Origin of the sequence: Brevibacillus choshinensis (genome assembly GCF_016811915.1) — a bacterium.
Lineage (GTDB): Bacteria > Bacillota > Bacilli > Brevibacillales > Brevibacillaceae > Brevibacillus > Brevibacillus choshinensis_A.
Window position 1 is genome coordinate 2,914,060 of the sequence record NZ_CP069127.1, and the last position, 17,000, is coordinate 2,931,059.

At 49.2% G+C, this 17,000-nt stretch carries 17 protein-coding genes; 10 read left to right on the plus strand and 7 right to left on the minus strand.

Translation table 11 applies throughout. The features are described 5' to 3' along the window. Positions 1 to 142: 142 nt before the first annotated feature. Positions 143 to 1,639, minus strand: coding sequence for an oligosaccharide flippase family protein (locus JNE38_RS14755; RefSeq protein WP_203357235.1), 1,497 nt, complete (start codon positions 1,637 to 1,639; stop codon positions 143 to 145). 78 nt (positions 1,640 to 1,717) lie between these two features. Continuing rightward, a complete protein-coding gene (locus JNE38_RS14760) occupies positions 1,718 to 2,995 on the minus strand; it encodes an amidase domain-containing protein (RefSeq protein WP_238933665.1) in 1,278 nt (425 codons plus the stop codon). 40 nt (positions 2,996 to 3,035) lie between these two features. On the opposite strand from JNE38_RS14760, the gene JNE38_RS14765 reads away from it, so the two are divergent. Beyond that, positions 3,036 to 4,544 carry an FMN-binding glutamate synthase family protein gene (locus tag JNE38_RS14765; RefSeq protein WP_203357236.1) on the plus strand — a complete coding sequence of 503 codons (1,509 nt, stop codon included), beginning with the start codon at positions 3,036 to 3,038 and terminating at the stop codon, positions 4,542 to 4,544. A gap of 26 nt (positions 4,545 to 4,570) precedes the next feature. Here JNE38_RS14765 and JNE38_RS14770 read toward each other — a convergent pair whose 3' ends face one another. Beyond that, positions 4,571 to 5,044, minus strand: a complete 474-nt coding sequence (locus JNE38_RS14770; protein WP_203357237.1) for a GNAT family N-acetyltransferase — start codon at positions 5,042 to 5,044, stop codon at positions 4,571 to 4,573. A 230-nt stretch (positions 5,045 to 5,274) separates the two neighbouring features. On the opposite strand from JNE38_RS14770, the gene JNE38_RS14775 reads away from it, so the two are divergent. Both JNE38_RS14775 and JNE38_RS14780 read left to right on the plus strand, forming a co-directional pair. Next, positions 5,275 to 5,745: a MarR family winged helix-turn-helix transcriptional regulator gene (locus JNE38_RS14775; protein ID WP_238933666.1), complete on the plus strand. Its 471-nt coding sequence runs from the start codon at positions 5,275 to 5,277 to the stop codon at positions 5,743 to 5,745. Positions 5,746 to 5,793: 48 nt separating this feature from the next. After that, a complete protein-coding gene (locus JNE38_RS14780; protein ID WP_203357238.1) occupies positions 5,794 to 6,162 on the plus strand; it encodes a VOC family protein in 369 nt (122 codons plus the stop codon). Between the two features lie 123 nt (positions 6,163 to 6,285). Here the strand turns inward: JNE38_RS14780 and JNE38_RS14785 are convergent, their stop codons facing one another. Next, positions 6,286 to 6,732, minus strand: a complete 447-nt coding sequence (locus JNE38_RS14785; protein ID WP_203357239.1) for a DUF2269 family protein — start codon at positions 6,730 to 6,732, stop codon at positions 6,286 to 6,288. Between the two features lie 22 nt (positions 6,733 to 6,754). Continuing rightward, a complete protein-coding gene (locus tag JNE38_RS14790) occupies positions 6,755 to 7,483 on the minus strand; it encodes an NAD(P)-dependent oxidoreductase (RefSeq protein WP_203357240.1) in 729 nt (242 codons plus the stop codon). Positions 7,484 to 7,614: 131 nt separating this feature from the next. On the opposite strand from JNE38_RS14790, the gene JNE38_RS14795 reads away from it, so the two are divergent. The 4 genes from JNE38_RS14795 to JNE38_RS14810 all read left to right on the plus strand — a co-directional run bounded on the left by JNE38_RS14795 (position 7,615) and on the right by JNE38_RS14810 (position 11,032). After that, entirely contained in the window at positions 7,615 to 7,998 is a 384-nt protein-coding gene (locus JNE38_RS14795; RefSeq protein WP_343071659.1) for a winged helix-turn-helix transcriptional regulator, read from the plus strand. 263 nt (positions 7,999 to 8,261) lie between these two features. Further along, entirely contained in the window at positions 8,262 to 8,699 is a 438-nt protein-coding gene (locus JNE38_RS14800; RefSeq protein ID WP_203357241.1) for an NUDIX domain-containing protein, read from the plus strand. 117 nt (positions 8,700 to 8,816) lie between these two features. After that, positions 8,817 to 10,190: a DJ-1/PfpI family protein gene (locus JNE38_RS14805; protein ID WP_203357242.1), complete on the plus strand. Its 1,374-nt coding sequence runs from the start codon at positions 8,817 to 8,819 to the stop codon at positions 10,188 to 10,190. A 161-nt stretch (positions 10,191 to 10,351) separates the two neighbouring features. Continuing rightward, entirely contained in the window at positions 10,352 to 11,032 is a 681-nt protein-coding gene (locus tag JNE38_RS14810) for a response regulator transcription factor (RefSeq protein ID WP_203357243.1), read from the plus strand. 93 nt (positions 11,033 to 11,125) lie between these two features. Here the strand turns inward: JNE38_RS14810 and JNE38_RS14815 are convergent, their stop codons facing one another. Continuing rightward, complete coding sequence (locus JNE38_RS14815) at positions 11,126 to 11,650, minus strand: GNAT family N-acetyltransferase (protein WP_203357244.1); 525 nt, start codon at positions 11,648 to 11,650, stop codon at positions 11,126 to 11,128. Positions 11,651 to 12,013: 363 nt separating this feature from the next. Between JNE38_RS14815 and JNE38_RS31185 the strand changes: the two genes are divergently transcribed. From JNE38_RS31185 to JNE38_RS14830, 3 genes are read left to right on the plus strand one after another with little or no spacing between them, the layout of a single operon-like run. Next, positions 12,014 to 12,292 (plus strand): YkgJ family cysteine cluster protein, encoded by a 279-nt coding sequence (locus JNE38_RS31185; RefSeq protein WP_203357245.1) that lies wholly within the window; start codon positions 12,014 to 12,016, stop codon positions 12,290 to 12,292. A gap of 2 nt (positions 12,293 to 12,294) precedes the next feature. After that, positions 12,295 to 13,398: a hypothetical protein gene (locus tag JNE38_RS14825; RefSeq protein ID WP_203357831.1), complete on the plus strand. Its 1,104-nt coding sequence runs from the start codon at positions 12,295 to 12,297 to the stop codon at positions 13,396 to 13,398. Between the two features lie 6 nt (positions 13,399 to 13,404). Further along, entirely contained in the window at positions 13,405 to 14,850 is a 1,446-nt protein-coding gene (locus tag JNE38_RS14830) for a hypothetical protein (RefSeq protein ID WP_203357246.1), read from the plus strand. A 39-nt stretch (positions 14,851 to 14,889) separates the two neighbouring features. On the opposite strand, the gene JNE38_RS14835 is transcribed toward JNE38_RS14830, so the two are convergent. After that, positions 14,890 to 16,953 carry a helix-turn-helix domain-containing protein gene (locus JNE38_RS14835; protein WP_203357247.1) on the minus strand — a complete coding sequence of 688 codons (2,064 nt, stop codon included), beginning with the start codon at positions 16,951 to 16,953 and terminating at the stop codon, positions 14,890 to 14,892. Between the last annotated feature and the right edge of the window lie 47 nt (positions 16,954 to 17,000).

Consider the following 17,000-nt stretch of genomic DNA (forward strand, 5'->3'; position numbering starts at 1 on the left):
TCTGGTTTGGTATGCATTCTGGAGGAACCTTCGAAAGTAATGATTACGTCAATGAAACAGGGAAGCACCCGTGTGCTTCCCTGTTTCTGTGTGACTCAAAGCAGGAGATGACGCGTTTTTCGTCCACGGAGGGCATTCCTGCCTACTGTCTCTGGATATATTTGAGATGTACATAGAGATAGGGAGGGATAAACAAAATGAGCGTACCCCCCATGACGGATTGCTGGAGCAGCGGTGAGTTCCAATGGAAGAGCTGCGAATGCAGAAAGATAAGTGCCAGGTGCAGCGAGAGAAGGAAACAAATACAGATGGCTATATCTCGAAAAACAGATAGCTTGAATTTTCGAGGGGAAATAGCCCGATTTAAGACCCATACATTATAGGCCAAAGAGGTGATTTCAAACGACAGGATTCCCAGAACGATGCCAGCTTTGCTGAAAGCAGGAATGCCGATTACAAACAGGTTGACAAGTGTAGAAACGAAAGTGGAGAGCAGCAGTCCAATCAACGGCTTCCGCTTCATGTCCATGCTCCATAAGACAGTGGTAGAAAATTCCCTCAAGCCAGAAATCAACGGGATGAGAGAAAGCGATTGAATCACGTTCGCAAGAGAATCATTTCCCACAACGATCGTAGACAGAAGATTTGCGTAGACCGCAAGAAAGAAAGACGCCGATACACCCCATAGCAGCACCGAGTGAAATCCCACTTTTATCTTTCTAAGAAATTCGGAACTATGAAAGGAATCCCAAGCGATCGTCAATCTTGGCATAATGATATGACTGAGTGATCCGGTGATAAGGGTGGGCACATAGACGACAGTAGCGGCTATTCCAAAAAACTCTCCAAAGATTCGGGTTGCCTCCTGATCGGAATAACCAGCATGCACGAGCCGGTTGGGGACGAGCAAAGAATCCAGAAAGTCCGTGAACGGAAGGATGATTCGGGTACCCATAATAGCCATGCATGAAAGCAGAAAAACAGAGAGGGAAGAGGCAGTGGATGGTGGAGCGGGATGCACGTTGGATAATGATGTGGAGAGGGGGAGCAGCAAAAACAGAAAAGCAACCACTGCGCCGGCAGCTGCCCCCAAAATGGCTCCCCCTACCGCTTCAGACAATCCAGCGTAGAGAAAAAGACTAGCAAAGATAACCATGCTGATGACTCGTACAACTTGCTCAATCAGCTCTGAAATCGCGATTGCGCCGTAGCGTTGAACACCTTGAAGAAACCCTCTCATCAGGCTAAGCACAGGCACGAGCACGATGGCAGGCGCCAACAGTTGGATGGGTCTCACAAGCTCCGCGATCCCCATCCATTTCGCTATAGTAGGTGCGCCAAGATAGGAAAACAGCCCCGTAGCGCCTCCAAGTACTGCAAGCAGCAGTAAGGAAAAGTGGAACCATTGCTTCCCCGTATGCTGATTTTTTGCCGTTGCCAACGATAAGGCAGTGGCAAAGCCTCCAGATATGACCGTAATCATCAGCCCATAGTACGAATAGGCCATTTGATAAAGCCCGATTCCTTCTGAACCAAGCAATCGAAACAGAATGAGGCGACCTATCGCGCCAATTATTTTACCTACAGTCATCAGACTAGACCGTAGCAGGAAATCTTTCATTAGCTGGGGAACATGCATTGTTTACGCCCTCTTTTACCAAGCCTTTCCTGCATTGTATGAAAGAGAGGGGACAACTATGTGAGTTCCTGGTTGGTTTTAGTCGCCGATGCGGTACAAGAGGAATTTTGTACGTTTGTCCCAGCCCAGATCCCAAGGCACATGATAGCGGTCTGCCGTATGGGAATTCACCAGAACGTAACCTTGTATATCCCGGGCAGTGACAATAGAGAAGTGGTCAACATCCCCATTCATCTCGTATCCAATCACGTCTCCTGGTTGCAATTTAGACAAGGCAGTGCCGGGGAATTTGGGTGTCGGCTTCGCAATTTGTTCATAAGTGCCTTTGGCAATTAGCTTGCCATAACCACTTCGGATTAAAAAGCTGTTGAATGAATCGGTACGAACCCACGCTACATTTCCCCCTTGGTTGTACCTGTATCTCCAGTCCGAACGCATTGGGAGTCCGCCGCCCTCTTCCTTGTCTCCGAGTACCTGCGAAGTAAAATTCGTGCAATCTCCTCCTTGGTACGTATAGTCAAGATACTTTTGGTTGTATCTTCGGTTTTGTCCGGCCTGATTCGCCAATCCCGCATATTTGTCTGCGTATTGAACAGCTTTCTTCCGATTGTATTTTTTATTCCCTTTTCGGGAGTGGAGATTCTGATCCGCAGTCAGTTCGCTAACTTGCTTCGTGGTAGGGATTAGTCTTGGATTTTCTTCCAGCGGATCGAGATACCATTCCTTGAAAACGTACCAGTTGCCATCGTTCTTTTTCAAATTCAGGACATGCCTCGTGCCGATTCCCATTGTGTGCTCTCCTTGAGTGGGGTATTGATAGGTGAGCTGGAGGGAATGCACAAGGGATACTCTGGTTGAATCACCCACTTTGTTCACTCTGACAATCCTGATATCTCCCGTGGCTTTTACAAACTGGACGCCCCTCGCTTCAGCCCATTTTTTTAGATAATAACTTCTGTGGAATTCATGCTCCATGGCATTCTTGCTGCGTTTTTCTGTCTGCAAATAGAATGGTTTCAGCTGTTCCTGTCGGTGATGCACAAGCAGCTGAACACGATTATGGAATAATTGATTCAAAAACGCCTGGATCTCATCGTTCGAAGCATTTTGCGCAAGGGACTGATCTGAAGTCGTCAGCAACAAGAAAAACAGGAATAGAACTTGGAAAAGCCTCTTCGTAAGCAATCGATGCCCCTCCCACAGACAATAAGCATTCTGAGTTACTGTTCCCAATTTGAGTGCTTCCATTACCGCCATCATTTGTTTTATTTTTGAAGAAGGCTTTCTATCGGGAAGCATCATGCATGCAGAAGGGGAACTCATAATCCCAGTTCTAGCCGAGCAAGCTATTCCCATCTAGGAATGAGCTGTTGTGGATTCGAAGGGGAGAAATGGAATGGGAAACAACTGGATGACGTTTTTGCTCGGATCCTTTGCCGGAGCCATGATCGCAATCGTCGTGTCAGGAGTACTCACGCTTTTATTCGCGAGACCGCTGATACAATGGATCGTCGGACAGTTTACGAAAAGACTCATGAACGATCGTTATCCGGAAAATATTTGGGAGATGGTATCGGCTCTGACACGTGTATCTCCCCAAACGGTGATTGAAAATAGTTTGCGTGCCGCAGAGGCTGGAGTGATCGAAAGACCATTCGGCAGCCCTCGTAAGTTTCTCCATTTTGATGGATTGGTCTTTTCACCTGCCCAACTGGCAACCCTGGCTGCTCCTGACGACGCAGAAGTCGATTTGCGAGTGACAATCGGACCGCGTGCGAAAAGACCATTGACGATCGAGATGCCGATCATGGCAGCAGGCATGGGGTACGGAATCGGTGTCTCCGAGAAAACGAAAATCGCAATCGCAAAGGGAACGGCAGCCGTTGGTACATTGACCAATACCGGAGAAGGGGGATTTTTGCCCGAGGAGCGACAACACGCAAAGCATTTAATCATTCAATACCATTCAGGTTCGTGGTCCAAGGAGCCCCATATACTCAAGCAAGCAGATGCCATCGAAATCCGATTCGGACAGGGAGCTACAGCCGGCGCTGCAAATGTCACGCCTGTCGAGTATCTCGAGGGAAGAGCCGCTGCCATTATGCAGATCCAAAACCAAGAGTATGCGGTTGTCCCTTCTCGGCATGAAGAAATCCAGAAACCGCAAGATCTTCGCGGGCTCGTCGAGAAGCTTCGTGCCCTCACAGAAGGTGTCCCCATCGGCGTCAAAATAGGTGCAAGTGCCAAACTGGAAGCGGATCTGGAAGTGGCCATTTGGGCAGGTGTCGATTTCATCAGCATCGACGGAGGGCAAGCAGGCTCCAAGGGCAGTCCACCCATCCTGGAAGACGATTTCGGGCTACCGACCATCCATGCCTTGTCGCGAGCTGCACGCTATCTGAGAGAGCGGGGGGTGAAAGAGCAGGTCACACTGCTTAGCGGCGGCGGATATTCGACTCCATCGGAATGCTTGAAAGCTGTCGCATTGGGCGCTGATGGCATCTACATGGGGACGTCGCTCCTGTGGGCCATGACCCATGATCAAGTAACGAAGGCGATACCTTGGGAACCACCCACGCAGCTGTTGTTTTATCCCGGCAGCTTGACAGAGGAGTTCCATGAGCAAGAAGCCGCACAGTATTTGGAAAATTTTTTAACATCGTTTGCAGAAGAAATGAGGCTCGCTATCCTTGCCCTGGGAAAAACCTCGCTTCAACAGATGGGGCCGGATGATCTGGTAGCCTTGGATGAATGGACGAGCAAAATCACGAATGTCCCACTCGTTTCAGAGCCTTATTTGCCCGAAAAGGAGTGGATGGATTCGCTCTATGCATCGACAGAAGGCGAAGAAAAGAGGAATAAGCGGCCAGATAGGCAAACAAAAACCCGCAAGCCGGACACTTGAAGCGAGAGTCACTTGCGGGTCAACATCTATAACGTTTTTATATACCAGGCATCACAAGCGTAGTGCTCGGTTGCGTTCAATGGCTTCTCTAACTGGATGAACCCATGCTTTTTGTAAAATTTATTGGCTGCGACCATGTTGCTGAGTGTCTCGAGATAGCATTTCTCATAATGTTGTTTGGCAAATTCCAGGGCGACCTTCAGGAGATCGTTTGCAATTCCGGTGCCGCGCGTTTCTTCCAGAGCGTACATCTTTTGCAATTCACAGATGGCTGGCCAGCCTTGGATTGGACCGATGCCGCATCCAGCCACAATTTTGTTGTTGTGATCTTCAACCACCCAATAGTTAGAACCCTCAGACTGATACAAATGATAAAAATCCCCCAAATTTGGATCCGCCCATGCCGTGCCAGGCTTGTCAGCCCCGAATTCGATCAAACAAGTTCGAATGACCGATTCCACTTGCTGATTATCTTTTTCTTCGATCTCTCTGATGATCATGCAACAACCTCCTCTGTAAAAAAGCCCCGTATCCTGGCGCATCGGTTAAGAAGGTACCATTTTCCCCAAGACTAGTCAAGATTTGGTCACTACCGTTTGATTTTTTGAAATACGTGAAGCAGAAACATTGGATGAGATTTACAAATAATTAGTTGCAATAGCATCCTATACGACATATGATGGAATCATGAAATTAGTTGCAATACCATCCTATTTAAGGGGGGAGTACATTGAATGAGCTTGGGCAGCGAATGGGAAGCGGAACGTCGGAATCACACGGTCAATACATCTCGGCTATTTATCGTCACATGCAGGTATTGATTTCAGCTGAGCTGGCACCATTTCGAATAGGAAGCGGACAGTACATTTTTTTGATGGCGATTTCTTTTCAGCAGCCAATCACGCAGAAGGCGCTGAGCGAGAAGCTGCTCATCGACAAGACGACTACCGCCAAAGCGATTGCCAAGCTGGAAGCGGAAGGCTATGTCCGAAGAGAAGCCGATCCCGCCGACAATCGCTATCATTTGCTTTATTTGACTGATTCGGGCCGCGAGGTGGTGCCAAAGGTACACGAAGCGTTGGGCCGCGTCAAGAGCAAAACGAGAAAAGGCATTACTGATGAGGAATACGACATGCTGCTGGGCCTGCTGAAAACCGTGCTTCGAAATCTGGTCGACCCAGAGGAGACGGAGAGCCATTGAAATTGCGTGTTCACTAAATGATCAAAAAATGCGTGGAGGGATGTAAGGATGATTGCAAATGCGTTGATCGCGGTGGAGAACTGCAAAGACGAAATCCGGTACTATCAAAGCGTTTTAGGTGGCGAAATCCAAATTTTGCGCAAGCAGGGAGAAGAAGTGTTGAACGCGGATTTGCATGTAGAAGGGGCAACTATCAAGTTTTCCGATACGCAATCCGCAAAGCCGGTGCTGAAAGGCGATTACGTGCGAGTCTTCCTGCGAATCGAGACCGAGGAAACGTTTCGACGGATCTTCGGAGAATTTGCGGCAGGTGGAACGATCAATGCGGATGTGTACGAAGCTCCGTTTGACGGATTGCTGGGAATCGTCACTGACCGAAATGGCGTGTGCTGGGTACTGTCGTATTATCGAACGTGACAAGTGTTCGTAGAAAATGAAGCTGTGGACTGGAGTTGCAACAGCGGCTGACCAGGACGTGAAAATATAGTCCCGGACCGGCCGCTGTTTCGATTAACATTCAACTATCGTTCTCCGCGGGGATTAAAACGGCTTGATGACCATTAGCACGATAACGGCAATCATCAGAAGCTGCACTGCCGACTCTAAGGGCGCGATCTTTTTCATCGCGTGGGAGAACTCGGCAGGAACCTCATCCCCACGGCTTGCCGCCACGAGCTTCGCGACTTTTATCAAACGAGGCTCGATGAATGCGCCAATCGCGACCACCAGGAGCAGCGACAACAGGATAGAGACATTCAGCCACATGTGGGACAGTCCCATGCCGGTTATGATCATGAGCCCAATCCCGGTCGCAATCAGAGCAGCTCCGCCGATTTTAGGCAGCCAGGAAAGCTTGCCCGTGATATCGAAGACAAACCGAAGCTGACTGGCGGTTTTGGCGGACCTGCGAATGGCAGGGATGAAGAAAGCGTAGCCCATGAAAGCAATCGCCGAGAGTATATGCAATACGAGCAGCAATCGGAACATACAGGGCCTTCTCCTTCCGCGCTCAGCTTACCGGCAGCTCGCTTTGGTAAGCGAGACCGACTCTTTTGCCTTTAAACGGCCCTGCAAGCTCGAGGTGGTTCAGCATACAATTCGCTACGTCCTCGTAAGCGACATCCAGCTCCTTCAACCGGCTGAACAGGTGGCCGGCAACTTCGGCTTCAGAGAAGTCCTTGATGCTCTTTGGAACAGGCACGGGCAAAATGTCTGTGCTCACATGCAAACGAACGGACGACGGAAGATCGGACGATTCGACCATCGTTCCCGGACACATGACGGACCAATCGAGCTTGGTCTGCCGCAGCCGGTCCAGATTCCGGTTGTGCGTTTGGTACATGGGCGGGAACCCGGGCAAATGATTGCCGATCAGATCGGTATAAGGAATGTCGAGCAGCCCGGCACCTCCCATTACCCATACCCGTCCGGAAAACCGAGAATTATTTTCACACTGGCTGACGATGTTATCGACGATGCGAACAAACTCTTCTCCCAGGGCGGCATGACCGGCTGCGATAATCGCGGCGTTTTGCTGCGAGAGCGCTTCGCAGACGCTTTCCTGATCCGTGATGTCCTTCGCGATCACCTTCACTTGCCCCGCGATCTGCTCGCCTTGCTGCTCATAAAGCTTCTCGGGATTGCGCACGAAGGCGGTCATTTCATACCCCCTATTAACACCTTGGGCCAGTACCCTTCTTCCCGTATTTCCCGTTGCTCCGAAAACAATAATCTTCATTGTTCATTCCTCTTTTCCAAATTTTTCATTGCTTGATTGACTAAAGCTTAGCACCGCCCTAAAATCTTGGTAAGAACCCACTTTCATGTTGGTTACTTACTTGAAAGTAAGCTTGAGCAGGGAGGGATTGGATGGAAGCCGGCGCAGAGGCAGCAATGGAGAGAAAATGTCCGATTGAAACGGTGATTCACGTTCTCGGCGGGAAGTGGAAGCCTGCGATCTTATGGCTTTTGTTAGACTCCACCAAGCGGTTCAGCGAGCTGGAGAAGCTGATTCCCGAGGTGACGCAGAAGATGCTGGCGCAGCATTTGCGGGAGCTGGAGAACGACCTGCTAGTGACACGGACGGTTTATCCATCGGTACCCCCGAAAGTGGAATATTCGTTAAGTGAATATGGCAAGACGTTGGTACCCGTGATGGAAGTCATGTGCGAGTGGGGAGAAACCCATCAACGGCCGGGATCAAGGCATGCTGTCCTGGTATCTGCAAGTCCATCACCAAACCATCAGCAGTAAACAGTCTTTGGAATTCTGAATCGTTTGCTGGCGATAGAATGTTCAAAATGTATTATTCCCTCTGACCTTGCAGAAGATGGCAAGGTTTTTTCATTTTCGAAATTGGTATGCTAAGATTGAATGTTGATAGGTAAACATTTCCGAATAAAACGAGTTGCCGATTTCTTACATACGGAACGGTGCCTTCAATCCCTTGAGCTAAGTACGAGGAAGAACAGATTTGGAATGCGTATCTAAATGCGTAGAGGAGCGAGGATTTTACCATGACGACAAACATAGCCGTACCCAGATTAGGAGTAGGAGCAGTGATCCTCAACAATCGTGACGAGATCCTGCTCGTATTACGAAACCACAATCCGGAGAAGGGAACGTGGAGCATTCCAGGAGGAAAAGTGGACCCCTATGAAAAGATGGCGACCAGTGTGATCCGTGAAGTGAAGGAAGAAGTCAATCTGGATGTGGAAATCAAAGAGCTTCTCTGCACGGCAGAAACCATTCGACCGGAAAACGAAGAACACTGGGTGTCTGTGATATACGAGGTAATCATCATGAGCGGAGAGGCTTGTAATCGGGAAGAGGGCGGAGCCATCGGCGATATGAGGTGGTTCCCTTTGAATGAGCTTCCGCCAAATCTTGCGTGTTTCACTGTACCAGCCATCGAGCAGCTGAAGAAACGGGACAAGGGTACCAAAGCTCTGTGACCGCTGGCCTTTTTGCATGAGTCCATTGTTCCTCCATCGTTCATACTGAGTTCACAAAGGTGCTTTAAAGTTACCCTCAAGAAAGGAAATGAACGAAAAAACAGGAGGAAGATTCACTTGAAGAAGCTGGCAATACGCGTAATCCTATATCTTTCCGTTTTGATTTTGATTGTCGGTGGGAGTGGAGTTCTCGGTTATATTGGTGAGCAAAAAGCATACTGGTATGCTTTTCGTGATGAGCCGGTTACAACAGCACTGGAAGACATCGACATCCCGAAGTACGATCCTAAGAAGCCTACGGCAGCTGTTCTCTTGGGAAGCGCATCGACAGAAGTTTTCGACTTCCTAGTTCCTTACCAGATGCTGGCCATGACTGAAGCCTACAATGTATATGCAGTTGCCCCTGACAAAAAGGTGACGCCGTTAACGGGCGGTCTTGATTTGGTTCCCCACTATACGTTTGATGAAATGGATCAATTACTGGGCAAGAGCCCGGATCTCATCGTCATTCCTTACATGCCCTTGGGTGACCAGGAAAAGTATAAGCCTGTCCGAGAATGGATCCAAAAGCATTCCAAAACATTTATCTTGAGTATTTGCGGCGGGGCTATCAATTTGGCGGACACTGGTCTATTGAATGGAAAATCATCAACCGTCCATTGGCAGTACTTTGATCAGACGAAAAACATCTTTACGGCAACGAACTGGATTCGAGATCAACGCTATGTGGTAGGTGCTGAAAATATCGTATCTTCCGCCGGTCTCACATCCGGTATCGATGCAACACTCTATGTCATTTCGAAGCAGCAAGGCGAAGAGATGGCGAAGAGCATCGCGGAGAGAATGAAGTATCCGTCTTATCAGTTTGTCAACCATCCGAAAATAGATCCTTATTACATTGATCAGAGTGAAGCGATTTATTTGTTGAATCAAGCATTTCAATGGAACAAGAAAGAGATAGGTGTACTTCTCTACGATGGGATGGATGATGGGGAGCTGTCGACGATCTACGATACGTACGCCGCATCTGGAACGGCGAAGGTGATCTCCCTCTCCAGCTCGGATAAACCAATCGTCACCAAGAATCATCTCAATCTGATCCCGAAATACTCCTTGCAAAATGCCCCGGAATTGGATCGTTTGATCGTTCCTGGAAAGGAAGCGAAAACGTTAGCTGCGGATGCTGTAAATCAGTGGAAGGAAGTGGGCAGCTCCTTACAGCCGGAATTCATGCACGTGCAGGCAACGGACAGATTCATGTTCGATGCTCCGCTCGAGGATTTGGCTAGGCAGGAGGATCGACTGACGGCTATTTATGGAACGAAAAGATTGGAGTATCGTGCGGATTCCTTGACGTTCGAAGGCAGACCGTTCTCGGTAGAATCGTTTGGAATCCCTCTCTTGCTCGTGGTTGCCGCTTTCCTGACAGCCTACGCAATTGACAGACGGTTTCTCAAAAAAAACCACAGATACGCCATTCTGAATAAGTAAGGCTATCCACGGTTTACAGGCTGCACATTGGTTTTCTCCAAAGCTGCAGCCTTTTTTCGGGGCAGCGCTCAGGAATGAGTAAAACAAAAAGGGAAAAACCGATGGTGATGGAGAAGTAAGAGAGACTCGCCGTAAAACACGAACAGGCAGGAGGAAATCAGGTGCCCAAGATCGTCGTTGTCGATGATGATGCTCATATTCGTGAGCTTGTGAAATTGTACTTATCTGATGAAGGCTATACGATCATCGAAAAAGCAAACGGGGAAGAAGCGCTGCAGTATTTGGAAAATCACGTAGTTGATCTGGTGATCATGGATATCATGATGCCGAAAATGGATGGCTGGGATCTCTGCGCCAATCTCCGTGAATTTGGGGAAATGCCCATTTTGATGATTACCGCGAAGGGAGCAGCCACGGATCGGATTAAAGGGTTTAAGCTGGGAACGGATGATTATTTGGTGAAGCCGTTTGATCCAGTGGAGCTGGTCTTGCGGGTGAAGGCATTACTGAAGCGTTACAAAATATCGACTTCCAGTATGATCACATTGGGAAGCATCGCCTTGGACCAAAAAAATTACAGCGTCATCTATCCGGATGGAAAGAAGGCTACTCTTCCCATGAAGGAGTTTGATCTGCTTTACAAAATGGGCAGCTATGCAGGTCAGTTATTTACGAGAGATAGCCTCATTGAGCAGATATGGGGAATGGACTATCAAGGGGACGATCGGACGGTGGATGTGCATATCAAGCGGCTTCGCGAGCGCTTTTCCACATACGAGTCGGAATTTCGGATCGTGACCATACGTGGACTCGGCTATCGCCTGGAGCTATCCAGGGATTAAATCCTAAGGAATCTCGATCCTGATGATCGGGATTTTTTTGAATCAAAAAACCTGCAGCAGGGTGAAGGATACCGTGTGCAGGTTAGCAGCTGATTATCGTTCCAACGAATAGAAACAGTCATTGACCCATTTGCCATTGATTTGAGTGCTGTCTGGCACGATTTCATCCAAATTCATTCCTGCCTTCTCCAGGACCCGGCGTGAAGCAATATGTTCCTCGGAGCAAACGGCCGTAAATTTTTGGAATCCAAATGTATCCGCAGCAAAATCCAAAATGGCTTTGATGGCTTCGGTCGCATAGCCTTTACCGGTGTATGCCTCCTGCAATATGAAGCCTACTTCAGCCGTAGGCTTTTCTCGGTTGCGAGTACATATGCTGATCAAGCCGACCTCGGTGCCTGTGGAAGCTTCGCGTATGATCCACGTTAGCCAATGGGTGGATTCCATACTCCAGGGTGCGAGTTCCTTTTCAAAGTTTTTGCGGATGTCCTCATCGCTCATCGTCGATCCGATGTGTTTCATGAGTGTCGGGTTGGAGTAGACCGAGCGGATGAGCTCCCAATCGTCTAAGGTTACTTTTGTAAAAGTCAAGCGTGCACTAAGGATTTGACTATTCATGCGATTCTCCTTTGGCGGTAGGATGGGGACCTCAGTCATTTGGATTTTTTTCCAGTATACCAGAGAATTCATGTGATGGAACAAAAAGTGCTGCGTGGCCAGATCTGTCAGATAGAATGGGATGAAGGTGCAAAAGAACAGTTTTCGCACAGAAGGTTACGTGCGTTCACTGTTCTTTTTGCTTGAGCTTCCATTGTGGTATTTGTCATGGTGTTGTTATTTTTGCTTCGTGTAATCAGGCGTTTGGGTCTTTGTGCCTAGTTTCCTAGTCATGATAAGTGGGTACTTGTAGAAAATAGCGACTCTCATGGTCAGTTGCTTTCGATTTATCGAGAACCAAGAAATAAGGAGCGTAACGGATGAATGGATGACGCCCAATTCCCTTGTACGAGGTGCGGCTTATGCTGTCAACACATCTCCCATATCGAGCAGTTAGCAAAATTTGATCGTGGAGACGGTGTCTGTATCCATCTGGTCGATCATCTATGCTCCATCTATGATGATCGGCCGGAAATATGTCGTATCGATGAGATGTACCACAAAGCATTCAAAACCTATTTTACGAAAGAACAATTTTATTACGAGAATGGGAAAGTCTGTCGAGACCTGCAAATCAGATATGGAGTCACCAAGGGGGAGTAGAAATGCCATTACCATTAATTCTGGGAGGAATCGCCGCGGTTGCTGGGGCAGTCGGTATTTACAAAGGGGCAAAATCCGTTTCAAACAATAACGAGGCGCAAGATTTACTTGAACGTGCCCAGGAAATATATGAGCATGCCCGTCAGGAAATGGAAGATCAAAAAGAAGAGAGCACGCAAGCCTTATCTGAGCTGGGAGAACTGAAATTACGAACGTGGGACGAGCAAATAGGTCGATTCGTCCATATCGTAGAAAAGGTCAAAGCAGTGGAAGTGCATGGCGGTGCTGCTGTAGATCAAAATCATCAGCCGATTCTCCAGAAGCATGAACTGAAAGAAATGCGAAAACTATCACTGCAGGCGACTGAAGTGGTGTCCGGTGGTTTCAAATCAATAGGCGCAGGTGCATTGGCTGGGGTGGCATCCTACGGTGGGGCGATGATGTTTGCAACAGCCTCGACAGGAACTGCGCTCTCTACCTTATCCGGAGTGGCGGCGACCAACGCGACCTTAGCGTGGTTCGGAGGCGGCTCGCTTGCTGCCGGCGGTTTGGGGATGGCTGGCGGTGCTGCTGTATTGGGGGGAATCGTTGCGGGACCGGCGATCGCTTTAGGTGGATTTTTGATGGAGGCAAAATCCAAAAAGAATCTGGCGGAGGCAAAGTCCCATTTGTCCAAAGCGAAAAAGGCTGCTGAAGAATTCCGTACAGCTACGAGCATGATGGAAGCCATATGCGAAATTTCCGATCAATTCAGCGAAGCGATTGAAGAAATGTCGGATCGTATGGATCTGGTTGTGGATCGCCTCGAGCTAGCGCTGACTGAAGCAGATGAAAACAGACAAAGGAAATTCGGGTTTAGAGTGAAGAAGTTTTTCTTCGGGCTAATGGGTAGAAAGCTTCCTCTGAACTATGATGATTTGGCCCCTCATCATAAAGAAGTGCTTCATGTGTCTTACCAATTCGCCCAAGCTCTGAAGCTTTTGCTGGAAACTCCTTTGCTCGATAAAAAAGGCGCGATCCTGGAGAGTTCAGTGGAAGCCCTCGAGCCTGCTTATGAGTTATTGGACGACTCTCCCTTACTGTTGACAGAGGAAAGAAGGGAGTAAAGCAGAATGCTATCATTTCTATTCGGGCAAAAAAAGAAAGACAGAGCTACGGAAAAGAATACGGCAGAGGATGCCTCTTTTCTGGGGAGCCAATTCGGATCGTATGCAGCTAGACACGAAGCCGAGGCTTCTCGTGTCGCCGTCGATGGAATGGATTCCTTGAGAAGTATGGCCGACAGCTTAAGAAATGTTGGTGTTGAGCAGAAGCAAGGCAACTTGTTTGAAATCATCGAAGCGACCAAATTCAATATGGATGCTGCTTCGAAAGGGGCGGATATCCGCGCCTATGTAACCGCACTCGAAGGGGATCCTCATGCCAAAGCAGACATCGTGATCCGCAGCGGCGGTAAAATACTAGACGAAGTGCAGGCGAAATCGAGCAATGATGCAGCTCGTCTGACCCGAATGGTGAGCGACGAGAAGTATCGAGGCATGCAAAAGCTGGTGAGCATGGAAAAAGCGGATCGAGTGCGTGAGCTTGCGGAAAATCGCGCGAACAGCGGGTCGATCTACAGTGAGGATTATCGGGACACGCTGAGGAACGTCAAGGGGAAACTGACATACAAAGAGCTTCACTCAAGCGGTACCTCCTATGAGGAAACCATCCATGCTACAGAACATACAGCAGCCTACAGTTCACAGCTGGAATCGGAGCAATTCAAGAAGGAGATCGGCGTGACCAGCGCACAAGCTGCAGCAGCTTCCGCTGTCGTTGGAGGCGCCGTTTCCTTGATCAAAAATGGGATAGCGGTCAGCAAAGGACAAGCCAGCCTCGAGCAAGCAGCGAAGAATACGCTAAAAGAGACAGGAGCAGCTGGAATGAGAGGCGCTAGCACGGGGGCGATCAGCGCCGGAATACGCACCGCGGCACAAAAAGCAGGAATCGATGCGTTGGCCAAGTCGAATGTGGCTACTTCGATTGCGGCGGGTGTCGTAGATATGGGTGTCACCATGCTTCGGTACGCAAAAGGGGAAATCTCCTCTGAGCAAGCCGTGGAGAAGATTGGGCAAACAGGCGTAAGCACTGCCTCCAGCATTTATGCGGGAGCTGCTGCTGGAGCTGTATTTGGCCCAGTTGGGGCAGTCGTCGGCAGTATGGCTGGGTACATGATCGCCACGGGATTGTATCAATCGTCTCTTTCTATTCTAAATGAGGCGAAGCTAGCCGAAGAGGAAGCGCAAAGAGTGATGGCCTTGTGCGATGCAGCCGCTTCAGAGATGCGTTCGCGACGTGCGGAATTTGAGGCTGCCATGAAGCAAAAGCTTCAATATAACGATAGAGAGTTCAAAAAATGCTTTCAGCTGATTGATTCAGGGTTAGCGGCGGACCGTTTTGTGGATACCATAGTCGCGCTGGAAGGATTTGCGCAAGTGTTCGGGAAAGAACTGAAGCTCAGCCATTTCGGCGAGTTTGATTCGTATATGAAACAGGACAAGCCGTTGATATTGTAGGAAAAAGGCCAGCCGCCTCCACTGTGAGACGGCTGGCCTTCATGATTCCCGACGCAAATGACAAGCCAATTGCACCTTGAGAATGTCCTCGGGCTGACGCAGATCAAGCAGTAACAGTTCTTCTATTTTTCGCAGCCGCTGATAGAGCGTATTTACGTGAATGTGCAGCTCCCGTGCTGTCTGCTGGGGAGACTGGCTGCATTCCATATACGTGAGCAGGGTGTGCTCCAGCTCTTGATGCTTTTCCTGGCCCTCCCACAGCGGTCCAAACACATCGCGGACAAACGCATCGATTTCCTCTTGGGATTGATTGAGGATGAGTCGATTGACGCCCAAATCCCCATAACGAGCCACACCAAAACGCCCTCGATTCAGCAGATAGTGTGCTGCCTTTTTGGCCTCCTCAAAGCTTTTGCCGATTCGATCAATTCCCGTGTAGATACCTCCCACACCGATGGAAAGAGAAGCATCACCGCCATGCTCCCATTCCTCCGACGCAGCTTGCAAGCGAGCCATGATCTCTTTGATCTCCGACGGGGATTTTGGCTGAGCCAGCAGGGTTACGTGATTATGGAAGCCGTACACGAGAATGTGAGAGCTGGAAAATTCCCATTTCCATTTGGTTACCAGACGGTGTATGTTCGCTTCGAGAATCGATAGGTCATGGCAACGGCTGAAGTAGGCGAAGACAACGAGGGAGAGGCTGTTCTGCTTTAGCCCCAGGACTTGGGCGCGTTCCTGCAATTCTTGCCCTTTGCTTTCGACGACTCCCAAGAAAAGGTCATGGGCTCGTTTATACATGATGGAGCTGAGGGACTGTTTTTTCACCAAGTCCAATGTCAAAACCGCGCTGCCTTGTTCAATGGTGACGCGTTGATGCTCCGAAAGCTCACCGTCTGTCACACAAATCAGCAGGCAGCCTAAAAAAACTTGGCCATTTCCCAACGGATAGAGGAGAAAGGCCTGATCACCTGCGCCCTGTGAAGAAAGCGTCACCTTGACGGGGTTCCTCTTTTGCCCCAGCAATAAGGACAGTTCTTCCCAAGTGAGTGGAAAATGGCAGTCTTCCGGAAAATAGCGCTGCTCCAACCAGTCGGCAAAGATGACGGGCTCTGCGGTCATACGCTCCAACGCACGAATGATCGATTCTGTCCCTTTGTTTTGCAAAAACAGCTGCTTGAGTGATTCGTGGATCTCATTCCTTTTGACGAGATCGTCATGCTTCGTCCGGGCATCGGCATATAATTTGGCGTTATGCAATGCGATGGAGGTCTGATCAGCAAAGCCTTGCAGGACAGACAGATCGTAGTCGGTAAACACCTTGTCCTGATGAAACTGGTGCAGGACAAGCACGCCGATTCGCTCGCTTTCGATAGAGATGGGTACACACAAAAGTCCATTCAAGTCTCTGAGCTCTTTCGCATCATTTAAAAATCGGTAGTTTTCCTCTGAGATGTCCATCATGGCCTTCTTTGTCTCGGGATGGGACCGGTAGATCCTGGCATGGCCGTCCTGATAGACTTTTCCTGCAATCGACTCACCAATTCGCAGCTTGAAATATTGGAACACCCGGTCGTGGAAGCCGACGGTCGCTTTTGGAACCAGCCGATCGATGGCTGGATCGTACAGGTGCAGCAGCCCGGCATCTGCGGCAGGAATGACAGCCAGTGCGTTTCCAATGATCTCTCGGATGATGCTGTCAATATCCAGCTTGGATGAGATGGAACGGATGCCCTGCAACAGTTTGGACCACTCATCATTTTTGGTTCGGATCATTTCTTCTGCAAGGAATAGGCGGAACGTCAGCCAGAGAATTTCCAGGCTATCCGGAGAAGGAGCACAGATGGAACCGGAAGCAACGACGACAGCTTGTCCCGCTTCCGGGAAGAACAATCGCAGCAAGGCAACATCAGCCTGTTCCTCCCATCGGTACCTCTCGTCTTCGACATGGGATGCTGCAGAGGGGATAGGGCCGCCAGTTCGTTCGCCTTCCGCATGCAGCAGGCGAAACTGCCGATCATGGGAGGCGAGAAGCCAGAGCGCGAAAGACCGCTTACCAAACGTTTGACGCAATCGATGGATGAACTGTGGAAAGACTTCCATTTGCGACATCCTCCTATGGAGAATCGCACACATAACTGATCATAACT

Excerpts from the sequence above, each read along its gene's own strand:
- JNE38_RS14825 (WP_203357831.1), top strand. The coding sequence starts at position 12,295 with ATGCCATTACCATTAATTCTGGGAGGAATCGCCGCGGTTGCTGGGGCA.
- JNE38_RS14780 (WP_203357238.1), top strand. The coding sequence starts at position 5,794 with ATGATTGCAAATGCGTTGATCGCGGTGGAGAACTGCAAAGACGAAATC.
- JNE38_RS14835 (WP_203357247.1), bottom strand. The coding sequence starts at position 16,953 with ATGGAAGTCTTTCCACAGTTCATCCATCGATTGCGTCAAACGTTTGGT.
- JNE38_RS14830 (WP_203357246.1), top strand. The coding sequence starts at position 13,405 with ATGCTATCATTTCTATTCGGGCAAAAAAAGAAAGACAGAGCTACGGAA.
- JNE38_RS14760 (WP_238933665.1), bottom strand. The coding sequence starts at position 2,995 with ATGGGAATAGCTTGCTCGGCTAGAACTGGGATTATGAGTTCCCCTTCT.
- JNE38_RS14790 (WP_203357240.1), bottom strand. The coding sequence starts at position 7,483 with ATGAAGATTATTGTTTTCGGAGCAACGGGAAATACGGGAAGAAGGGTA.
- JNE38_RS14815 (WP_203357244.1), bottom strand. The coding sequence starts at position 11,650 with ATGAATAGTCAAATCCTTAGTGCACGCTTGACTTTTACAAAAGTAACC.
- JNE38_RS31185 (WP_203357245.1), top strand. The coding sequence starts at position 12,014 with ATGGATGACGCCCAATTCCCTTGTACGAGGTGCGGCTTATGCTGTCAA.
- JNE38_RS14755 (WP_203357235.1), bottom strand. The coding sequence starts at position 1,639 with ATGCATGTTCCCCAGCTAATGAAAGATTTCCTGCTACGGTCTAGTCTG.
- JNE38_RS14800 (WP_203357241.1), top strand. The coding sequence starts at position 8,262 with ATGACGACAAACATAGCCGTACCCAGATTAGGAGTAGGAGCAGTGATC.
- JNE38_RS14795 (WP_343071659.1), top strand. The coding sequence starts at position 7,615 with ATGGAAGCCGGCGCAGAGGCAGCAATGGAGAGAAAATGTCCGATTGAA.
- JNE38_RS14770 (WP_203357237.1), bottom strand. The coding sequence starts at position 5,044 with ATGATCATCAGAGAGATCGAAGAAAAAGATAATCAGCAAGTGGAATCG.
- JNE38_RS14785 (WP_203357239.1), bottom strand. The coding sequence starts at position 6,732 with ATGTTCCGATTGCTGCTCGTATTGCATATACTCTCGGCGATTGCTTTC.
- JNE38_RS14765 (WP_203357236.1), top strand. The coding sequence starts at position 3,036 with ATGGGAAACAACTGGATGACGTTTTTGCTCGGATCCTTTGCCGGAGCC.